Annotated in this window: 15 protein-coding genes; 12 read left to right on the top strand and 3 right to left on the bottom strand. The window is 70.2% G+C overall.

Annotated features, from left to right (window positions below; translation table 11 throughout):
- Positions 1–41: 41 nt before the first annotated feature.
- From AB0K14_RS25865 to AB0K14_RS25855, 3 genes are all read left to right on the top strand, one after another.
- Positions 42–2792, top strand: coding sequence for an Hsp70 family protein (locus AB0K14_RS25865; protein WP_360459273.1), 2751 nt, complete (start codon positions 42–44; stop codon positions 2790–2792).
- A 148-nt stretch (positions 2793–2940) separates the two neighbouring features.
- The gene (locus AB0K14_RS25860) at positions 2941–3372 is read left to right on the top strand and encodes a hypothetical protein (protein ID WP_360459271.1); all 432 of its coding nucleotides are present in this window, start codon (positions 2941–2943) and stop codon (positions 3370–3372) included.
- A 144-nt stretch (positions 3373–3516) separates the two neighbouring features.
- Positions 3517–4569 carry a DUF6042 family protein gene (locus tag AB0K14_RS25855; protein WP_360459269.1) on the top strand — a complete coding sequence of 351 codons (1053 nt, stop codon included), beginning with the start codon at positions 3517–3519 and terminating at the stop codon, positions 4567–4569.
- 450 nt (positions 4570–5019) lie between these two features.
- Here the strand turns inward: AB0K14_RS25855 and AB0K14_RS25850 are convergent, their stop codons facing one another.
- Both AB0K14_RS25850 and AB0K14_RS25845 read right to left on the bottom strand, forming a co-directional pair.
- Positions 5020–5208 carry a hypothetical protein gene (locus tag AB0K14_RS25850; protein ID WP_360459267.1) on the bottom strand — a complete coding sequence of 63 codons (189 nt, stop codon included), beginning with the start codon at positions 5206–5208 and terminating at the stop codon, positions 5020–5022.
- 119 nt (positions 5209–5327) lie between these two features.
- On the bottom strand, positions 5328–5804 hold the full coding sequence (locus AB0K14_RS25845; RefSeq protein ID WP_360459265.1) for an EF-hand domain-containing protein: 477 nt from the start codon (positions 5802–5804) through the stop codon (positions 5328–5330).
- Positions 5805–5966: 162 nt separating this feature from the next.
- Here AB0K14_RS25845 and AB0K14_RS25840 point away from each other — a divergent pair, with 162 nt between their 5' ends.
- From AB0K14_RS25840 to AB0K14_RS25815, 6 genes are all read left to right on the top strand, one after another.
- Entirely contained in the window at positions 5967–7025 is a 1059-nt protein-coding gene (locus tag AB0K14_RS25840; protein WP_360459263.1) for an SDR family oxidoreductase, read from the top strand.
- On the top strand, positions 7022–8701 hold the full coding sequence (locus AB0K14_RS25835; RefSeq protein WP_360459261.1) for a fatty acyl-AMP ligase: 1680 nt from the start codon (positions 7022–7024) through the stop codon (positions 8699–8701). Before AB0K14_RS25840 ends, AB0K14_RS25835 begins: the two co-directional genes overlap by 4 nt.
- On the top strand, positions 8694–8939 hold the full coding sequence (locus tag AB0K14_RS25830) for an acyl carrier protein (RefSeq protein ID WP_360459259.1): 246 nt from the start codon (positions 8694–8696) through the stop codon (positions 8937–8939). The genes AB0K14_RS25835 and AB0K14_RS25830 overlap by 8 nt, the downstream gene beginning before the upstream one ends.
- 303 nt (positions 8940–9242) lie before the next feature.
- The gene (locus AB0K14_RS25825) at positions 9243–9722 is read left to right on the top strand and encodes a YbaB/EbfC family nucleoid-associated protein (protein WP_360459258.1); all 480 of its coding nucleotides are present in this window, start codon (positions 9243–9245) and stop codon (positions 9720–9722) included.
- A gap of 123 nt (positions 9723–9845) precedes the next feature.
- Positions 9846–10412 (top strand): dihydrofolate reductase family protein, encoded by a 567-nt coding sequence (locus AB0K14_RS25820; protein ID WP_360459256.1) that lies wholly within the window; start codon positions 9846–9848, stop codon positions 10410–10412.
- A gap of 240 nt (positions 10413–10652) precedes the next feature.
- Complete coding sequence (locus AB0K14_RS25815; RefSeq protein WP_360459254.1) at positions 10653–11078, top strand: hypothetical protein; 426 nt, start codon at positions 10653–10655, stop codon at positions 11076–11078.
- 66 nt (positions 11079–11144) lie between these two features.
- Here the strand turns inward: AB0K14_RS25815 and AB0K14_RS25810 are convergent, their stop codons facing one another.
- Positions 11145–12191, bottom strand: coding sequence for a saccharopine dehydrogenase NADP-binding domain-containing protein (locus tag AB0K14_RS25810; RefSeq protein ID WP_360459253.1), 1047 nt, complete (start codon positions 12189–12191; stop codon positions 11145–11147).
- 71 nt (positions 12192–12262) lie between these two features.
- On the opposite strand from AB0K14_RS25810, the gene AB0K14_RS25805 reads away from it, so the two are divergent.
- The 3 genes from AB0K14_RS25805 to AB0K14_RS25795 all read left to right on the top strand — a co-directional run bounded on the left by AB0K14_RS25805 (position 12263) and on the right by AB0K14_RS25795 (position 17810).
- Complete coding sequence (locus AB0K14_RS25805; protein ID WP_360459251.1) at positions 12263–13207, top strand: helix-turn-helix domain-containing protein; 945 nt, start codon at positions 12263–12265, stop codon at positions 13205–13207.
- A gap of 213 nt (positions 13208–13420) precedes the next feature.
- Complete coding sequence (locus tag AB0K14_RS25800; RefSeq protein WP_360459249.1) at positions 13421–15529, top strand: UvrD-helicase domain-containing protein; 2109 nt, start codon at positions 13421–13423, stop codon at positions 15527–15529.
- A 133-nt stretch (positions 15530–15662) separates the two neighbouring features.
- Positions 15663–17810: a tetratricopeptide repeat protein gene (locus tag AB0K14_RS25795; RefSeq protein WP_360459247.1), complete on the top strand. Its 2148-nt coding sequence runs from the start codon at positions 15663–15665 to the stop codon at positions 17808–17810.
- Positions 17811–17829: the final 19 nt, after the last annotated feature.

The following is a 17829-nucleotide window of genomic DNA, read 5'->3' as shown; positions in this document are numbered from 1 at the left end:
GCCCCGGTAACGCCTGACCGCACGGAAGTGACCTTGTACGCATGGTGCACGTTGGGGTGGCGATCGGCTGTTCGCGTTACGACGACCCGCGGGTCGCGGATCTGAAGTACGCCCACGAGGACGCCGCGCGGTTCGCGGGCACCCTCACGTCCGTCGCCGGAGTCGCGCACCGCGACATGCTGGTGTTGCACGACGGCGTGGGCAGTCCACGTGCGCTCCCGACCCGCTCCAACGTGCTGCGCACCCTGGCTTCGCTGGCGACCCGCCCGGAACCGATCGACACCCTGCACTTCTTCTTCAGCGGTCACGGCTACCACTCGTGGGCTGACGGGTCCGACTACCTGATGGTGGTGGACTCGATCGCCGAGGCGATGGAGGAGACGTCGCTGCGGTTCGAACTGCTGCTCAGGCTCATCAAGGAGAGCGGCGCGCGGCACACCGTGCTCTACCTGGACGCGTGCCGCTCCTCGATCGCCGGCGGCAAGGCCGCGGAGTCGACGTTGGCGCACGTCGAGGACCTGTGCGCGCCCGGGATGGTGTCGTTCTGCTCGTGTGCGCCGGGTGCGGTGTCCTACGAGGCGGACGAACTGGGCGGCGGGGTGTTCACCGCCGCCCTCACCGAGGGCCTGAGCGAGGCCGGGCGCTGCGTGACCGTGCAGGACCTGGACGACTACCTGCGGGTCGCCGTGCCGAACCTGAGCCACCGCACGGGCAAGCCCGTCCAGCACGCGCACACGCGTGTCGAGCCGCTGCCGGTGCGGGACCTGGAGATCGTCGAGCCCCGGATCCGCAATTCGTGGCGGTTGGAGACCACGTTCGGCGCGGAGCTCCGCCCCCGACGCCCGCAGGCGCCCGCCGTGGCCGACGACCCGCTGGTCGCGGTGGACTTCGGCACCAGCTACTCGGCGATCGCGTTCACCGACGAGAGCGGCGAGGTGCGGCTGGTCAAGGGAGGTGACCACCGGGTACTGGTGCCGTCGGTCGTGTCGTTCACACCGGACCTGGACTACCGGGTGGGCACGGGCGCGATCGAGATGGAGTCCTACGCCGTCGACCGGACCGTCCGGCACGTCAAGCGGCACCTCGGGACCGGGAAGCTCGTCCCCGTCGGCGACCGCGGCGTCGCACCGGAGGCGGTGGCGTCACTGGTGATCGGCAGCCTCAAGGCGTCGGCGGAGGAAGCGCTGGGTGTGCCGGTGCGGCGGTGCATCGCGAGCTACCCCGCCAACTTCGGGATCCGGCAGACCAACGCGCTGCTGCGCGCGTTCCAGCTCGCCGGGATCCGGGTGGACCGCATGGTCGGCGAACCCAACATCGCCGCCACCCTGCTGCACGCCGCCAGGCCGGACCTGGAGGAGGCCCTCGCCTTGGTGGTGGACCTGGGCGGCGGCACGTTCGACGTGGCCGTGGCGGAACTGGGCGACGGGATTGCCGAGATCAAATCAGTGGCCGGCAGCAACGAGCTGGGCGGCTTGGACTACGACGAGGCGATCCTCGGTCACGTCCGCCGCGAGCTGGTCTCGCGGCACAGCGGCCTGATCCTCGGTGAGCAGGTGGTGTCCGAGCTGCGGCGCGAGGCCGAACGGGCGAAACGCGCCCTCACGACCCACGACAAGGCCCGCGTGGTCCTGCGCGACCTGGAGACCGACCACGGCCTCGGGGACGTCGAGGTCGTCGTGACCCGCGACGCCGTGCGCCTTGCGGTCTCCTACCTGGACGACCAGGTCACGAAGGTCGTGCGGTCCGCGCTGGGCGGCGCCGGGATCAGGCCTTCGGACCTGGACGTCGTGCTGCTCAGCGGACAGGGCGCGAAGATCTTCACCGTCGCGGAGATGATCCGGGCGCTGGCCCCGCGCGCGGAGGTCGTGGACCAGTTCCAGGAACTGGCCGTGGTGCGCGGCCTCGCCACCTACGCGAACGTGATGACAGGCCGTGACAACCACTTGTTGCTGCTCGACGTGGCACATCGGGGTATCGGCTTCCGCGCTCGCCTGGCTGACGACGGCTCGGCGTTCCACAAGTCCGCTGACGCTCCCGACCACACCGAGACCATCACGCAGCGGCTCACGACCATCCCGAGCACCCGGTCGGAGACCTACGTGTTCACCGGAGCCGGTGACCACGTGGAGATCAGCGTTGTGGAGACAGCCGAGGTACCCGACGACGACCTGGAGATCGGCGTCGTCCGATTCGCCGCACCCGGCACGGAGGTGGTCCTGGAGTTGTTCATCGACTTCGACGCGAACAGCACGGCCACCCTGAGCGTGCACGATCGCACCAACAGCGTGTGGCGCTCATTCCAGCTCAACCAGCTGTACCGCGATGCCTACCGCATGTCTCGCGCAACGGACGCAAGCCTCGTGCGCCCCATGATGAAGCTGCAGCACGATGGCGTGACGACCGACGACCACGTTCTGCGGCCGACGGACACCGACGTGCACGGGACACGTGCCGCCCTGCTCGTGGAGCAGAACGACGTCCGCATCACGAAGGGTGGGCTGGCCATCCGGTCCGGACGCCCCGACACCGCGATGCGGTTGTTCTACCAGGTCATGGTGTTCGGCATCGACGGGGCGAAGGAGGCCCGAGACCTCACGAGCGGTGTGTGCGGGGCATTGGCGCAGTCGCCCGAACGACACCGCGTGCCGGTCGTCTCCGACCTGGTGAAAGCGCTCGTGGCGTTCTGGCGACAGCGTCCGATCGACCGCCACAGCATCGGCGAGCAGATCGAAGCCATCCGTCGGCTGGGCGACTTCCCGCAGGTGCGCGACCTGGAGGCGTTGCTGACCTGATGCGGCCCGGTGAGCGCATGGGTATGCCCCACTTGGACCGATCACCCGGCCGAGGTTGCGTGATGCAGCACTGCATCCCCGTCCGCCGTCCGGCCGCACACGCGCCAACCCGGCCCACGGCGTTCCACGACCCGCTTAAGATGCCGGAATGGCGGAGGGCGGGTTCGTCGAAGTACGCGGGGCCAACCGGGCCAACAACGTGGTCCTGCACCTCTTCGCCGTGGCGTTGATGGTCACCGGACCGATCGTCTACGCGGCCAACGACGGCGGCACCGTCGGCATCGTGCTCACCGCGGTCCTGCTGCCGTTCGGCATCGCCGTGTGGCGCGGTATCGCGCGCGCCAAGCGGCGGCTGCTGCGCCTGGACGAGCTGGGTCTGCCCGCGACCGCCGTGGTCCTGTCCGTGGAGCCGATCAGCGAGGACGCCACGGTCCGCGTCCGGCTCCTGATCAAGGGCCCGGACGTGCCCGAGTTCGTGATCGAGCACGACACCAGGTACGACTCCAGCCTGAAGCGAGGGAACAAGCTCGCCGCCACGGTCGACCCCGACGACCACCGCGACTTCGAACTGGACTACTAGTAGGACTTCGCCAGGCTCGAAGTGGTCCAGGCCCAGGCCGTCCTTGAGTTCGCGGTAGTCGTGCTCGATGCGCCACCGCATCGCATTGAGACGTCGGAGGGTGGATCGCCCGAGTGAGTCCGGTGTCGCTGTTAGGTTGACGTCATGGCGATCTTGGGGACGTTCGAAGACGACGGCTACCGGCCGGAGTCCGGCACGCTCATCGTGCGTGATGACGGTCCGTACGAACGGCGGGGCCCGTTCGGCCAGAACAATCCGAAGGTGCAGCCGTGCGGCACGATCGTGCGCACCGGTAACGGCTGGTTGGAGGGCTCGGCGGGTCCTGGCCCGGACGTGGTGCGCCTGGAGGTGCACGACTCGGCGCCGGAGGACGACACCGTCGATTGGGCGGACGTCGTGGAGATCCCGTATCGAAGCCCGTCCGGCAAGGTAGGTCTCGGCTACGTGACCGGCGGGTTCAGTGGGGACACCTTCGCGCTCTCCGGTGCGGGTGCCTATCGCGTGCGGGTGACCCGGCGACGTATCGCCGAGGGTGCGCGGGCTGATCGCTGGCTGCTTCGCTTCTGGCCCGCCGAACCGGCCCCACCACGGTGGTGGAAACGACGCGAAACCGCCGTGCTGCCCGCCCAACCGGGGTGGGACAACCTGTTCAGCACCGAGTTCACAGCGCTGCTCCGGGCCGTGGAGGACACGCAGAAGGAGCCAGGGGGCGCGACGATCGAGTCGCTGCGGCAGTGGTTCGTCCGGCGGGAGCAGGGGCACTGGCTGGACCTGTCGGTGCGGGACCGGGTCCCGGTCCTGCTGCACCCACCGGATTTCGCCAGGCAACTCGGCATTCGGGAGCCGGACACGCTGATCGATACGCTGGACGTGTTCGTCGCCGTCGGGGCACTGGTCGAGGATGGCGGCAGCTACCGGAAGCCGGCCGTGGCACCGAATCCGGAGGACGTGATCGACATGTCCGACACGCACCGTGATCGGATCGTCAGGCAGCGCGACCACGACCGGTTCCGCGACTACGCCACGGACCTGGTATCCGTCGCCTTGTGGAACGGTTCGACACAGACACTTGGCGATCTCGCCGACCGCACACTCGTTCCCGAGGACGACGTCCGCGCCACTCTCGAGTGGGCCGAGCGTCAGAACCTCCTGCACGTCGTGGGTTCCCTCGACGCAACGTTCACCATGACGCTGTAGCTACGCATCGAGGAAGATCGTTGTGCGCTGGACAGGTGGTCTCCGGTGAGGCGGGCGGCGCGACTGCGGATGTGGCTGATCGATTCGGGTGGATGGTGTGGCGCAACGGTTGTCAGTCGGGCAGCACCGGCTTCTGGGACGTCCCTGTCGCTGATGGGCGTTCTGGGGCGCGGCGCGGTGGTCGGTGTCGCGGTCGGGGGTTCTCGTTCCATGCCTTGATCCAGTCGCGGATGTCGTTCTCCAGGGCGCGCGGGGATTTGTGGGCGGCGCGTCGTGGTGGTCTGCCGGTGAGCAGACCGAACCACCGCTCGACCCTTTTCAGACGCAGGACCCTACCTGTGGATTTCCCGCTACGCCGGTGACGGGATCGGCGGGCCGCTCGACCGGCCAGGCGGGCTTCTCCGTCGCTCGGGCGGTTGGGCCGGCGTCAGATACCACGTGCCATGGCGATCATCCCTTTGAGGTCCGGACCCGCCCTCGTTCCTCCGTCGACCAGGATGTCGGTCCGGTCAGGTACCCGGGTTTGTCATCAGCGCAGAAGGCGAGCACCTCGGCGATCTCGTCGGGCAGGCCGAATCGCTTGAGTGCCGCGAACTCAAGCATCTTGCCGGCGCCGGTTTTCTCTTCGACGCGACCCATGGAGGTGTCGAACGGCCCCGGCGAGACGGATACCTTTCGGAAACAGGTCCGGGAACTCGGGCGAGAACGCCATCGCCACCCGAAAGGCCTCGGCTGTCCGGGTGGCGTCGACGCGCCGGTCAGGCCGCGATCGGGCCGAAGATCCAGTTCCCCTTGGCGTCCTCCTCCGGGCTGCGGAAGAACTGCTCGTTGGCGGCGTGCAGTTCGTCGCGGTCGAGCCACCCGTTGCCGTTCAGGTCGAGCTGGTCGAACGCGGCGCTCCCCGCCTCCTCGGACAGGCGGAAGGCGCTGGCCGCCATGCGCACGTACTCGGTCCTGGTGATCCGGCCGTCGCCGTCGACGTCCATCAGGTCGTAGAAGGCGTCGGCGACCGGTGCGATGTGGGTCCGGTAGCCCTCGTCGGACGTGGTGACGAATCGGTCCATGCCCGAGGAGTACTCGTCGACGTCGACGCGATCGTCCCCGTCGGTGTCCATCGGGAGCGTGACCGCCTCCCACAGCCTGTTGTAGCGCTCCCGGACGAGTTCGCTCTCGGACGAGCCCGGCGCGTACCCGAAGGCGGTGACGAGGCGGTCGGCCGAAGCCGTGTAGTCCATCCTGTCAATGGTGCCGTCGTCATCCACGTCCAGCAGGGCGAAGAGGTGTGCGATTTTCCGCCGGAGCAGTTCGTTGAGCATCGGGAGCGGCCCTTTCTTCGAGGGGCGTTACGCTGACGACGTGAACGCTACTCGGCGATGCGACCAGACCAAGGTTGCTTGATGGCCAACCACGTGGTAGATGGGGCAAACGGGTTTGTGGCTTCCCATCTCATCGGTGCGCTCGTGGGGCGCGGTGACACCGTGGTCGCTTTGGCGCGCGCCAGCGGGGAAGTCGTCAGGAGAAAGGTCTCCGATGCCCTGGCCACGCTGCACCTGAACCCCGCCTTGGTGGAGGAAGTCCAGGTCAGGGCATTCTCACTGGCAGAACCCGGGCTGGGGATCCCGGCGTCGGAGGTGTTCGTCGAACCGTGCACGTATTGGCACAGCGCCGCTCTCATCACGTTCTTCCCGCGTCGTGAGGCCGAGTTGCACTCCGTCAACGTGGTCGGCTCGGCCAACACCGCGGCCGCGTTCGCCAGGCACGCGAAACCCGGTTCCCGGTACGTCCACGTCAGCACGGCCTACCAACACGGGACCACTCAGGGTAGAGCGCCCGAGCAATGGCCTGAATATAGTCATCCTTCTGAGTTCAGAAATGACTACGAGCACTCCAAAAGGGCGGCCGAAGTCGCACTTTCGCAGACCGGATTAGCACAGAAGGGTGACGTGCTGGTCACTCGACTGGGTGTCATGGTCGGCCACTCCGAAACCGGTCGGGCGTTGACCGACCTCGGCATGTACGACTTCCTGCGGGTCATCGCGCTGTTCGCGAGGCGCACCCCCGGTGAACGCGTCCGCTTCGTCTGCCACCCGAGGGCGGCGCTGCACCTGACACCGGTCGACGGCACGGTGGACCGGATGCTGGCGCTGGCGAGCGGTCCGCTGGACCGGCCGGTGCGGCACCTCGTGCCCTCGGTCGCGGTGCCGGTGACCGACCTGTTCGCCGCGATCTCCACGCACCTGCCCGTCGAGCTGGTCGCCGTCACCGCCGACGACGTCGCGGCCGAGCCGTTCAGCAGGTTCGAGGCGATCGTCAACATGCGGTGCAAGTTCACCTCCCCTTACCTGCGCTACGAGTACGAGTTCGAGTCCAGCGCGGACGCCGAGCCGCCACCGGTCACACCTCGGGTCCTCGACCTCCTCATCTCCTGGTACGTCCGCGAGGGACTCCCCGCATGACGGACTTCGTCTCCCGCTTCCGCGCGCACCCACGCGCCGACCGCACGGTCACCTACCTCGCCGACGGGCGTCCGGCGGCGGAACTGACCCACCTCGAACTCGACCGGAGGGCCAGGGCCGTGGCGTCCTGGCTGACCGGGTCCGGGATGGCGGGCCGACCGGTGCTGCTGCTCTACCCGGCCGGGCTGGACTTCCTCGTCGCGTTCCTCGGCTGCCTCTACGCGCGTGCCGTGGCGGTGCCCGCGCCGCTGCCCCTGTCGGGGTCCTCGCGGGTCGACCGGGTGGACCGCCTGGTCCAGGACTCGGGTGCGCGCCTGGTGCTCACCGACGAGGCGCACGTGGCCGTGCTGAGTGGTCTGTCGGCGCGGGCCTTCGAGGAGACCGCCGACCCCGACTCCTGGGAGCCGCCGGAGGTGGGTGCCGACACCGTCGCCTACCTCCAGTACACCTCCGGGTCGACCAGCCGGCCGCGTGGTGTCGAGGTCACCCACGGCAGCCTGACGCACAACCTGGAGCTGTTCGGGAAGATCAGCGGCGACGTGCCCGTCCGGCGGATCGGTGGTTGGCTGCCGCACCACCACGACATGGGACTCGTCGGACTCCAGTTGCAGGCCCTGCACGCGGAAGCCGACTTGGTCCTGCTCTCGCCGGAGGCGGTCGTGGCCCGTCCGATCCGCTGGCTGCGCGCGATCAGCGACCACCGGGTGGACTGGACCGTGGCCCCGGACTTCGGCTACGCGTGGGCGACCCGCCGGATCGGTGATGAAGAGCTCGACGGACTCGACCTGTCGTGCCTGACGATGGCGGTCAGCGGAGCCGAGCCGATCCGCATCGCCACGCTGGACGCGTTCGCCGACAGGTTCGCGTCCGTCGGGTTCCGGCGCACCGCGCTGAACCCCGGGTACGGGCTCGCGGAGTCCACTTTGGTCGTCACCTGCACGTCACGTGGTCGCGGACCGACCGTCCGCTCGTTCACCCCGGCGTCGTTGGCGGCCGGCGAGGTCGTGCTCACGTCGGACGACGGTGGTGTGCCGCTGGTCGGGTGCGGCGAGCCGGGTGGCATGGAGGTGCGGATCGTCGACGCCGCCTCGGGCGTCGAGGTGGGCGACGGCACCACCGGCGAGATCCGGGTGGCCGGTCCCAGCCTGGCGGCGGGTTACCACGGCGATCCCGCCGCGACGAGCGCCACGTTCGTCACCGGCCCGGACGGTCGGTGGCTGCGGACCGGCGACCTGGGCTTCCTCCTCGACGGACAGCTGTACGTGACCGGGCGGCTCAAGGAACTCATCATCGTCCGCGGCCGGAACCTGTATCCGCACGACATCGAGCACGCGGCGCGGGAGGCGCACCCGGACGCGGGCAGGGGCGCGGCCTTCGGCGTGCGGGATGCGGATTCGGTGGAACACGTCGTGCTGGTGCAGGAGATGCGCCGCGCCTCGCGGGGAGACCCCGGCCGGTTCGCCGATGCCGTGCTCGACGCCGTGACCGAGCAGTTCGGCGTGTCCGTGAGCGTCGTGGTCGTCCGGTCGAACTCGATCCGCCACACCACGAGCGGCAAGGTTCGCCGGGGACACATGCGTGAGCTGTTCCTCGACGGTGGGCTGTCGGCGCTGCACAGCGCGCTGTCCCCCGCGGTCGCCACCGTCGTCGCCCCCTCGGAGGGAAGCCATGTCTGACGAGTCGTTGCGAGCGTGGCTCGTGGACGCCGTGGCCGGATACCTGGGCCTGCCCCCGGCGCAGGTCGGCACCGACGTGGCACTGCGTTCGCTCGGCTTCGACTCCGTGCACGCCATGGGGCTGTGCGTCGACGTCGAGGAACGCTGGGGGATCCTCGTCGAACCCACGCTGGCGTGGGACTTCCCCACGATCGACGCGATCGTGACGCACCTCGGCGGGCAGATCGACCGGACGTGAGCCGTAGTCGGTCAAGTGGGTGAATCGACGTCGACTTGCCTGTTCCCCGGTACCGCTGCGGCCACTCGGTTACGTTGGCCGACAAGCCGAAAACGGAACATCCTCGACGAGTTGCTGAACAAGCCGCACCTCCCGGACGTCAACCCCGAGCCGCCCACCATCGCGACCCGGGCGAACTTCGACCCCCGCGAGTTCAACCTCGGCCCCGCACAGGACGAAGGAGATCAACGAGAAGGTCGACACCGGCCCTCTCGTACCGGATGACGGCACCGGCAAGGCGGGCGCGGGCGTGGGCAAGGGCCGATGACGGACTTCGACCCGGAGACGATCAACGCGAGAGCGGCAGCACTGCAAGAGGCCACCGGTGAGCGTCTGAGCCGCATGAAGCGCCGCAACGAAGCCCTGCTGCAAGCCCAGTCGCGGATGAGGAGCACCACCGCCACGGCGACATCGCCGGACAACGCCGTGCAGGCCACCGTCGACTCCGGCGGCATGCTCATCGACCTTCGCGTCTCCCCGACCGCCAGAGGCGACATCGCCCGGCTCGTGCTCGACACCGCGCAACGGGCAGCCGCGCAGATCCGCTCCGAAACCCACCGCCTGCACGAGCAGCTGCGTGCGGAGGGGGTGCTCCGCGACATCCCGCTCCTGCCGCCCCAACCGACTTCGCCCCCGCCCTCCGGCTCGGCACTGCCTCGCTCCGCACCGTCCCGCCCCAAGCCGGCGAGCCGGGACGATGACGACGACGAACCGCGGGCCGTGCTGCGTGACGAGAGCTGGTAGCGATCAACCGCCGTCCAGCGTCCACGGGTGAAGCCCTGCCCGACGTACGTCGCGTGACGATCACCCGACTCGCCACGACAGGGAACGTGGCGGTGAGCCTGTCCTCGGGCATGCTGTACCACCATGGGAAAGTTGACCTATGGCTTGAACGTCTCGGTGGACGGCTACACCGTCGACGCGAACGGCGACCTCGGCTGGGGCACGCCGGACGACGAACTGCACCAGTACTGGAACGACCGCACCGGGCAGATCGCGCTGTCCCTGTACGGGCGCAAGCTGTACGAGCTGATGTCGTCCCACTGGCCGACCGCCCGCCAGGCACCCGACGTGCCCCCGGTGGAGGCCGAGTACGCCGGGCTGTGGCTCGCCATGCCGAAGGTGGTCTTCTCCCGGACCCTGGAATCGGTCGACTGGAACTCCAGGTTGGAACGGGGTGACGTGGTCGAGGTCGCCAGGCGGCTCAAGGCCGAGACCGACGGCCTGATGGAGGTGGGCGGTGCCACGCTCGCCGCGCCCCTGATCCGGGCAGGCCTGGTGGACGAGTTCCACGTGGTGGTCATGCCGGTCGCGATCGGCGGCGGCACACCGTTCTTCCCGTCACTGGACGCGTGGCTGAAGCTGGAACTGGTGGAGAACCGCACCTTCGCGTCGGGCGCAATCCTCCTGCGCTACAAGTCCGTCCTCGGCTAGGAGCTGTTCGGGGATCGGATCCAGGTGGGCCCGGTGGTGTGCTGGTGGGGCTGGTAGCACGGATGTGGCGCTTTTCGACCTGACCGATGCCGAGTGGGCGCTGATCGAGCCGCATGTGCCGGTGGCTGCCACGGGGCCGTGGAAGCGGTCGGCGCGCAGTGGCGCCGTCACCCTTCCGACGCCTGTGGTGGGTGGGTCGGCCTCGTTACCGTGGCCCGACCCACTACCGGAGGTGCCGTCATGAGAGCCAGATCCCGTGCCGCGTTGTTCGTGACGGTGTTGGCGGCGGTGGCGTGGTCGCTGGTGCCGGCCGCACCGGCGGGAGCGGCGGCCGGCATCACGATCACCGGCCTCTCGGTCGTCTCCAACCCCAACGGGGTGTGGGTCGACGGCACCGCCACCTGCTCCACCACCACCGGTACCGCCACCGTCTCCGTGTCGGTCTCCCAAGACTTCGCGGGTTCCAGGGCCTGGGGGATCGGCGGCACCGGGGTGTCGTGCGCGGACCAGCCCGCGCACTGGTCGGTGCACGTGCCGGTGTTCAGCTTGTGCACCTTTCCCGGCGGTCTCGGGTGCTTCCAACCCGACTCGATCGCCGACGCGTGGGCGTGGCTGACCAGGAACGGCGTGCAGGAGGCGTCCCACGGCGGCAGCTTCCCGACCTGATCCCCACGACACGTGATCGGACAAGCCGGGCGTGCGCCCACCGCACCGGCGAGAACCGGTCGTCGGCTATCGGATTGCCGCGGACGGTTGCCGGTCGGACCGGACCGTGATGGCACGGGCGTTCCGCGTCAGTGCGGCGAGGGTGTCGGCGGCGTCGAACGCTTCGCCGGGCGCCGCCGCGCCCGGGCCGCGGTGGCGTCCGTCGAGGAGTCGGACGGTGCCTTCGACGGCGATCGGCGCGGTGACGGCGTAGATGTCGCGCCCGCTCGCACTGATCCGCCGGGTGTCCGCGCCCTGGCGCACGACGACGTCCACGACGAACCGCTGTGCCGATCGTCCCTGCTCGTCGGTCGAGCTCGGCGCCGGTGTGGCGGCGTCGTGGAGGTCGTCGAGCGGGGCGGTGTTGAGGTATGAGCGGAGCTCGCCCACGTCGAGGTGGCGAGCGATCGTGATCACCTCGGAGAACGGCAGCTGCACGACCGATTGGTCGCCCAGCGGTGACGGGTAGGACCAGGTACCGGACGGTGCGGGGCTTTCCAGCGCGGTCAGTGCGCCGCCGCGGATCACCAAGCGGGTCGCGGTGTTGCGCTCGCCGGTGATCCGGGTGCCGGCGGTCGGCCACCAGCGGTCCAGGCCGATCGCGACGTCGACCTCGTCGGCTCGCGACTCACCGTCGAGCGCGGCCGTGACCAGCAGGTCGGCGAGACCGCCGTAGAAGGCCATGGCGGGGACGACGGCGACACCCGCGGCTCGGGCAGGGGCGTCGAGGTCGCGGTAGAGGGCCTGCACGACCGGTTGCTCGGCGGTGACGTCGAGGTAGTGGGCGCCGACCTCCACCGCGGCGCGGGCGAGCGGGAGCGCCGTGTCGAGGAACGGACCGGCGCAGTTGATGACCGCGCCGGTACCGGCCACCGCACGTCGGAGCAGGTCGGGATCGTCGATGCCCACCACCCGCCGGTCCAGCGCCGCGTGGCGCGTCGGGACGGCGGACAGGCGCTCAGCGCTGCGGCCGGCCAGCACGGGAACCAGCCCGCGCCGCAGCAGCTCGTCGACGACGAAGCGCCCCGTGTGACCGGTGGCGCCGTAGACAAGGACTCGATTGGTCGCGTTCACGAGACCATCGTCGGGCGTGACACCGGGCCGGCACGAGTGTCCGAAACGACCTGGACCGTACAATATGAGACATGCTCAGGGTCGCACTCGTCATGCACGGCTCGGCGATGCTGTACGAGATCGCGATCGCTGCCGAGATCTTCGGCGTCGACCGTTCGGAGCTGTCCCCCACCGGCGCGTGGTACGACCTCGTGGTCTGCACCGCCGACGGTGCCCCACACCCCTGGCTGGCGCACCTGCCGACCACGTCGTACGCCGGGATCGCGCACGTCGACACCGTCGTCGTGCCCTCGTCCGACGACCTCGACGACAACCCCGACCCGGAGCTCCTCGACGCGCTGCGCACGGCCCGCGACCGCGGCGCCCGCATCGCCTCCCTGTGCACCGGCGCGTTCGTCCTGGCGGCGGCCGGGGTGCTCGACGGCCGGGTCGCCACGACGCACTGGATGCACGCCGAGGACCTCGCCCGCCGCTACCCGCAGGTCGACGTCCGACCCGACGTGCTCTACGTCGACGAGGGCGACGTGCTCACCTCGGCCGGGAAGACCGCGGCACTCGACCTCTGCCTCCACCTGGTGCGTCACGACCTCGGCGCCGCCGTCGCCAACGGGATCGCCCGGCGGCTCGTCGTGCCCGCCCACCGCAGCGGCGGTCAAGCGCAGTTCATCACCCCACCCGCCGAGCCACGAAGCCCGGACGGCCTCACACCCACCCTCGAATGGGCACGCGGTCGTCTCGACCAGCCCCTGACCGTGCGCGACCTCGCCGGACACGCCAACCTCAGCACCCGCCAATTCGCCCGCCGCATGCGGGCGGAACTCCAGGCCGGGCCACTCGACTGGCTCCACCACCAGCGGATCACCCGCGCCCAGGAACTCCTCGAACGCACCGACGCCTCGATCGACCAGATCGCGGCCAACTGCGGCATGGGAACCGCCACCACCCTGCGCCGACACTTCCACCGGGTCCTCGGCGTCACCCCCACCGCCTACCGGGCAACGTTCCGCCTGGAATGACACCAGCGACCACGCCCTACGACGGCAAGCGTCCCGGTGATCGTCCACTTCTACCGGTGAGCGTGGCGTGCGTGTGGGGTCGGCATCGCGAGGCCGGCGGCGGCTGCCTGACATGGGCGGCTGAGATGACGGGGAAGAACAAGACTGTTTTCCCCCAGTGCCACCGTGCACGCTCGATGGCACTGAACGTCGAGCTGGGGGGATCGCGTGGCGGTGACCGGTGGGGGCTTCGATCGTGAGATCGACGTCGAGCAGGAGTACGTGGCGGGCTTGTACGCCCGGCTGGACGCCCTGCGCGAGGAGGCGGCCGAGCGGCTGGTGGCGGCGCGGGCCGGTGGGGACGGCGAGGCGGTGTCCGTCTGGCAGGCGGAGGTGGGGCGACTGGACGCGGTGGAGGAGGGGTTGTGCTTCGGGCGGCTGGACATGCACGACGGTCGGCGCGTCCACATCGGCAGGCTCGGCCTGTTCCGGGACGAGGGCGGTGAACCGTTGCTGGTGGACTGGCGCGCTCCGGTGGCCCGGGCGTTCTACACCGCGACGGCGACCGCTCCGCAGGGGGTGCGGCGACGGCGGCGCATCACCACGCGAGGCCGGACGGTCGTCGCGCTCGACGACGAGTTGCTGGACCCCGCCGGTGCCGGTGACGACGGTCTGGTCGGCGAGGCGGCGTTGTTGGCGGCGGTGACCGCGCAGCGAACCGGGCGGATGCACGACATCGTGACCACCCTGCAAGCCGAACAGGATCGGATCATCCGGCACGCGTCCGGTGGGGTGCTGGTGGTGCAGGGCGGTCCCGGCACGGGGAAGACGGCCGTCGCGCTGCACCGGGTCGCCTACCTGCTCTACGCCCGCCCGCACCTGCGCACCCGCGGTGTCCTGGTAGTGGGTCCCAGCCGGATCTTCCTCGACTACATCGGCCAGGTCCTGCCCGGTCTCGGCGAGCACAGCGTGGTGACCGCGACCATCGCCGACCTGCGGCCGGACGTCGAGGTCGGCCGGGTGGACCCGCCCGGGACCGCCCGGCTCAAGGGCGAGGCGGTCATGGCCGAACGGCTGGCGGCGGCGGTGCGGTCACGGGTTTGGACACCGGACCACCCGGTCGACGTGGAATTCGAGCAGCAGGTGCTCAGGCTCGACCCGCGCAGCTGCGGCCGTGCCGTGCGCAAGGCCAGGCGGACCGGACTTCCGCACAACCAGGCCAGGCTGGTCTTCCAGCGGGAAGTCGTGGACGAGCTCGCGCGGCGCCTGATCGAGGGTATGGAGGCGGTCGTGCTCACCGACACCGGCGAGGCGATCGACGGCGGCAGCCCGGACGGCCGGCTCGGCGAGGCCGATCTGCGTGCGCTGACCGCCGCGGGTGTCGTGATCGACCACGACGAGCTCGACGACGGACCAAGGACCCTGTTGGACGAGACCGACCGGGCCGGCCTGCGGGACTCACTGCTCGCCGACACCGGCGTCCAGGCCGCGCTCGACCTGCTGTGGCCGACGCTGACCCCGCAGCACGTGGTGTCCGACCTCGTGTCGGACCTCCCGGTTGAGCGGGCCGACGGCTGGAGCGCCGCGGACGTCCCCTTGCTGGACGAGGCCGCCGCCCTCGTCGGCCAGGGCGACGACCACGCCAGGTTCGGGCACGTGGTCGTCGACGAGGCCCAGGAACTGTCCGAAATGGCCTGGCGGATGCTGATGCGCCGGTGCCCCACCAAATCGATGACCATCGTCGGGGACCTCGCCCAGACCGGCAACCCGGCCGGCGCCTCGTCGTGGGACCGCGTGCTGCGGCCACACGTCCAGGACCGCTGGGAACTCGCCCGGCTCACGGTCAACTACCGCACCCCGGCCGAGATCATGGACGCCACCGCGGACCTGCTCGCCGCCCACCACCCCGGAACGCCTCCAGCCCGGTCGGTCCGCTCGACCGGCAGGACACCCTGGAGGATCGGCACCACCCGCGCCGGCCTGGCCACGGTCATCACCGACCTCTCCGCGGCACACACCGACGGCCAACTCGCGATCATCGCCGCGAGCGCACACATCGAGCCCCTGGCCGCCGCGCTGTGCCTCACCACCCCACCGGACCTGACCGGCAAGGTGGTACTGCTGACCCCCGACCAGGCCAAAGGCCTGGAGTTCGACTCGGTCCTGATCGCCGACCCGGCCGAGATCCTCGGCACCGCACCACTGGGCCACAACGACCTGTACGTCGCCATGACCAGGGCCACCCACCAGTTGGGCATCGTGCACCCCGGCCGGCCACCAGCCGAGCTGGCCGCCATACCGGAACTCCCACCCGGTCCGATCACACCGGTCAACCGACGGTGACCCCACCCCACCTGCCTGCCTGCGACGCCGGGCGGCCCGTCACGCAGGGATACGACCGCAATCGTGCGGCGGATATTCCGCGCGACCGGGGCACGCTGTGTCGGTCTGCCCGTCGGGTCCCGGAGGTGTCGTCGTGGAGGAAGCCGAACCGGACACCGGATCCCCTGATCCCCAGCCGGTGGTCAACGAGGCGAGGGCGAGGGAGGTCGGCACGCTCGTCCAGGTCGGCACCGTGCACGGCGACCTCACCATCACGTCCGCGACGCCGCCCGAGCGCGTGGTACCGCGCCAACTCCCCGCCGCGCCACATCAGTTCGCCGGCCGTCTGCCGCAGCTGGACCGCTTGGACGAAGCGCTCGACGGGGCCACCGTGTTCATCTCCGCGATCGGCGGCGCGGGAGGTATCGGCAAGACCTGGCTCGCGCTGCACTGGGCCCACCTGCGGGCCGACTCGTTCCCCGACGGCCAGTTGTTCGTCGACCTGCGCGGTTTCAGCCCCGAGGGCGACCACCTCGCGCCGGAGCCGGTGATCCGGGGCTTCCTGGAAGCGCTCGGCGTCGAGCCACAGCGCGTCCCGGTCGGCCTGGCCCCTCAGACCGCGCTCTACCGCAGCCTGGTTGCCGACCGGAAGATGCTGGTGCTGCTGGACAACGCCGCCGATGCCGAGCAGGTGGAGCCCCTGCTGCCGGGTGGTCGCGCGTGCACGGTGGTGGTGACGAGCCGGAAGGTGCTCACCCGGCTCATCACCCGCCACGGTGCCCGGCACCTGTCCCTGGACGTGCTCGGCGACGAGGAAGCCCGCGCGCTGCTGCGCCGCCGGCTCGACCCGGCGCAGGCCGATCCCGTCGCGATCCACGACATCGTCCGCTTGTGCAGCGGTCTCCCGCTGGCCCTGGGCATCGTGGCGGGCCGCGCCGCCGCACGACCCGCCACGATGCCGGCGGAAATCGCCGCGGAACTGCGAGAGCTGGGGTTGGGCGCACTGGACGACGACGATCCGATGACCAGCCTGCCCACAGTGCTGTCCTGGTCGTACACGGCCCTGACACCCGACCAGCGCGTCGCCTTCGGACTGCTCGGCATCGCACCGGGCGCCGACATCAGCCGGCACGCGGCGGCGAGCCTGCTGGACCGGTCGTCACACGACACCGCAACCGTACTGCGGCAGCTGGCAGAGGCCTCGCTGCTGAAGTGCGACGCCCACCACCGCTACTCGATGCACGACCTCGTCCGCGAGTACGCCGCCACCACCGCACGACACATTCCCGACGAGGACCGCGCGGCGGCGCTCACGCGCGTGGTGGACTTCTACCTGCACACCGCGCACACGGCCACCCTGCTCATCAGCCCTCACGACGACCCGCTGGCACTCGACCCGCCCGCACCCGGCACCCACCCGCAGCCACTGGCCGACGCCGACGCCGCGTTCTCCTGGCTCGACACGGAACGCCACCACCTCCTGGCCGCCCAGCACACCGCCACGGCCCAGTACCGCTACGACACCGTGTGGCACCTGGCGTGGACGCTGAACACCTTCCACTACCGGCAGGGCCACCACTACGACGACCTCGCCGCGTGGCAGGCCGCAGCCGACATCGCCGACCACCTGCCCGGCCCGGCCGTCCGCACCCGCGTCCACCGCCACCTGGGCAGCGCCTTCGCCGCACTGGGCCGCCACGAGCAGGCCATCGCCAACCTCGACCACTCGCTCACCATCGCCGAGGCCCACCACGACCACACCCAGCAGGCTCACACCCACTACGACCTCTCCGGCGCCTGGGAGCGGGTGGGCGACCCGGCCCGGGCATTCACCCACGCCCGCCGCGCGTTGGAGCTGTACCGCGAGATCGGGCAGCCGGTGTGGGAGGCGGACGCGCTCAGCGCCGTGGGCTGGTTCGCCACCCTCCTCGGCGACCACGACACCGCCGACCTCCACTGCCGGCAGGCCCTGGACCGGCACCGCGCCAACGGCAATGTCGAGGGCGAAGCCGGCACCCTGGACAGCCTGGGCCACATCGCCCACCGAACCAACCGCCACGACCACGCCGTCGACCTCTACCAGCAGGCCTTGGACCTGTGCCGCGCCATCGACTACCCCACCGGGACGGCCGACATCCTCGAACACCTCGGCCACCCGCTCGTCACCCTCGGACGCGGCCCGGAAGCACGAATCGCGTGGACGGAGGCACTCGACCTCTTCGACCGCCAAGGCCGCACCGACGACGCGACACGTGTCCGACGACAGATCGAGACGCTCGACCGAACCACCGCGGATCAGTGAAGGTATTCGCTTCGTCCCC

Source organism: Actinosynnema sp. NPDC050801 (assembly GCF_040673975.1).
Taxonomy (GTDB): Bacteria; Actinomycetota; Actinomycetes; order Mycobacteriales; family Pseudonocardiaceae; genus Actinosynnema.
Note: the sequence above shows the minus strand (reverse complement) of the source record. Positions and strands in the feature narration are given on the sequence as shown.

Excerpts from the sequence above, each read along its gene's own strand:
- AB0K14_RS25830 (WP_360459259.1), top strand. The coding sequence starts at position 8,694 with ATGTCTGACGAGTCGTTGCGAGCGTGGCTCGTGGACGCCGTGGCCGGA.
- AB0K14_RS25860 (WP_360459271.1), top strand. The coding sequence starts at position 2,941 with ATGGCGGAGGGCGGGTTCGTCGAAGTACGCGGGGCCAACCGGGCCAAC.
- AB0K14_RS25845 (WP_360459265.1), bottom strand. The coding sequence starts at position 5,804 with ATGGACTACACGGCTTCGGCCGACCGCCTCGTCACCGCCTTCGGGTAC.
- AB0K14_RS25840 (WP_360459263.1), top strand. The coding sequence starts at position 5,967 with ATGGCCAACCACGTGGTAGATGGGGCAAACGGGTTTGTGGCTTCCCAT.
- AB0K14_RS25850 (WP_360459267.1), bottom strand. The coding sequence starts at position 5,208 with ATGGGTCGCGTCGAAGAGAAAACCGGCGCCGGCAAGATGCTTGAGTTC.
- AB0K14_RS25815 (WP_360459254.1), top strand. The coding sequence starts at position 10,653 with ATGAGAGCCAGATCCCGTGCCGCGTTGTTCGTGACGGTGTTGGCGGCG.
- AB0K14_RS25855 (WP_360459269.1), top strand. The coding sequence starts at position 3,517 with ATGGCGATCTTGGGGACGTTCGAAGACGACGGCTACCGGCCGGAGTCC.
- AB0K14_RS25865 (WP_360459273.1), top strand. The coding sequence starts at position 42 with ATGGTGCACGTTGGGGTGGCGATCGGCTGTTCGCGTTACGACGACCCG.
- AB0K14_RS25835 (WP_360459261.1), top strand. The coding sequence starts at position 7,022 with ATGACGGACTTCGTCTCCCGCTTCCGCGCGCACCCACGCGCCGACCGC.
- AB0K14_RS25805 (WP_360459251.1), top strand. The coding sequence starts at position 12,263 with ATGCTCAGGGTCGCACTCGTCATGCACGGCTCGGCGATGCTGTACGAG.
- AB0K14_RS25820 (WP_360459256.1), top strand. The coding sequence starts at position 9,846 with ATGGGAAAGTTGACCTATGGCTTGAACGTCTCGGTGGACGGCTACACC.
- AB0K14_RS25825 (WP_360459258.1), top strand. The coding sequence starts at position 9,243 with ATGACGGACTTCGACCCGGAGACGATCAACGCGAGAGCGGCAGCACTG.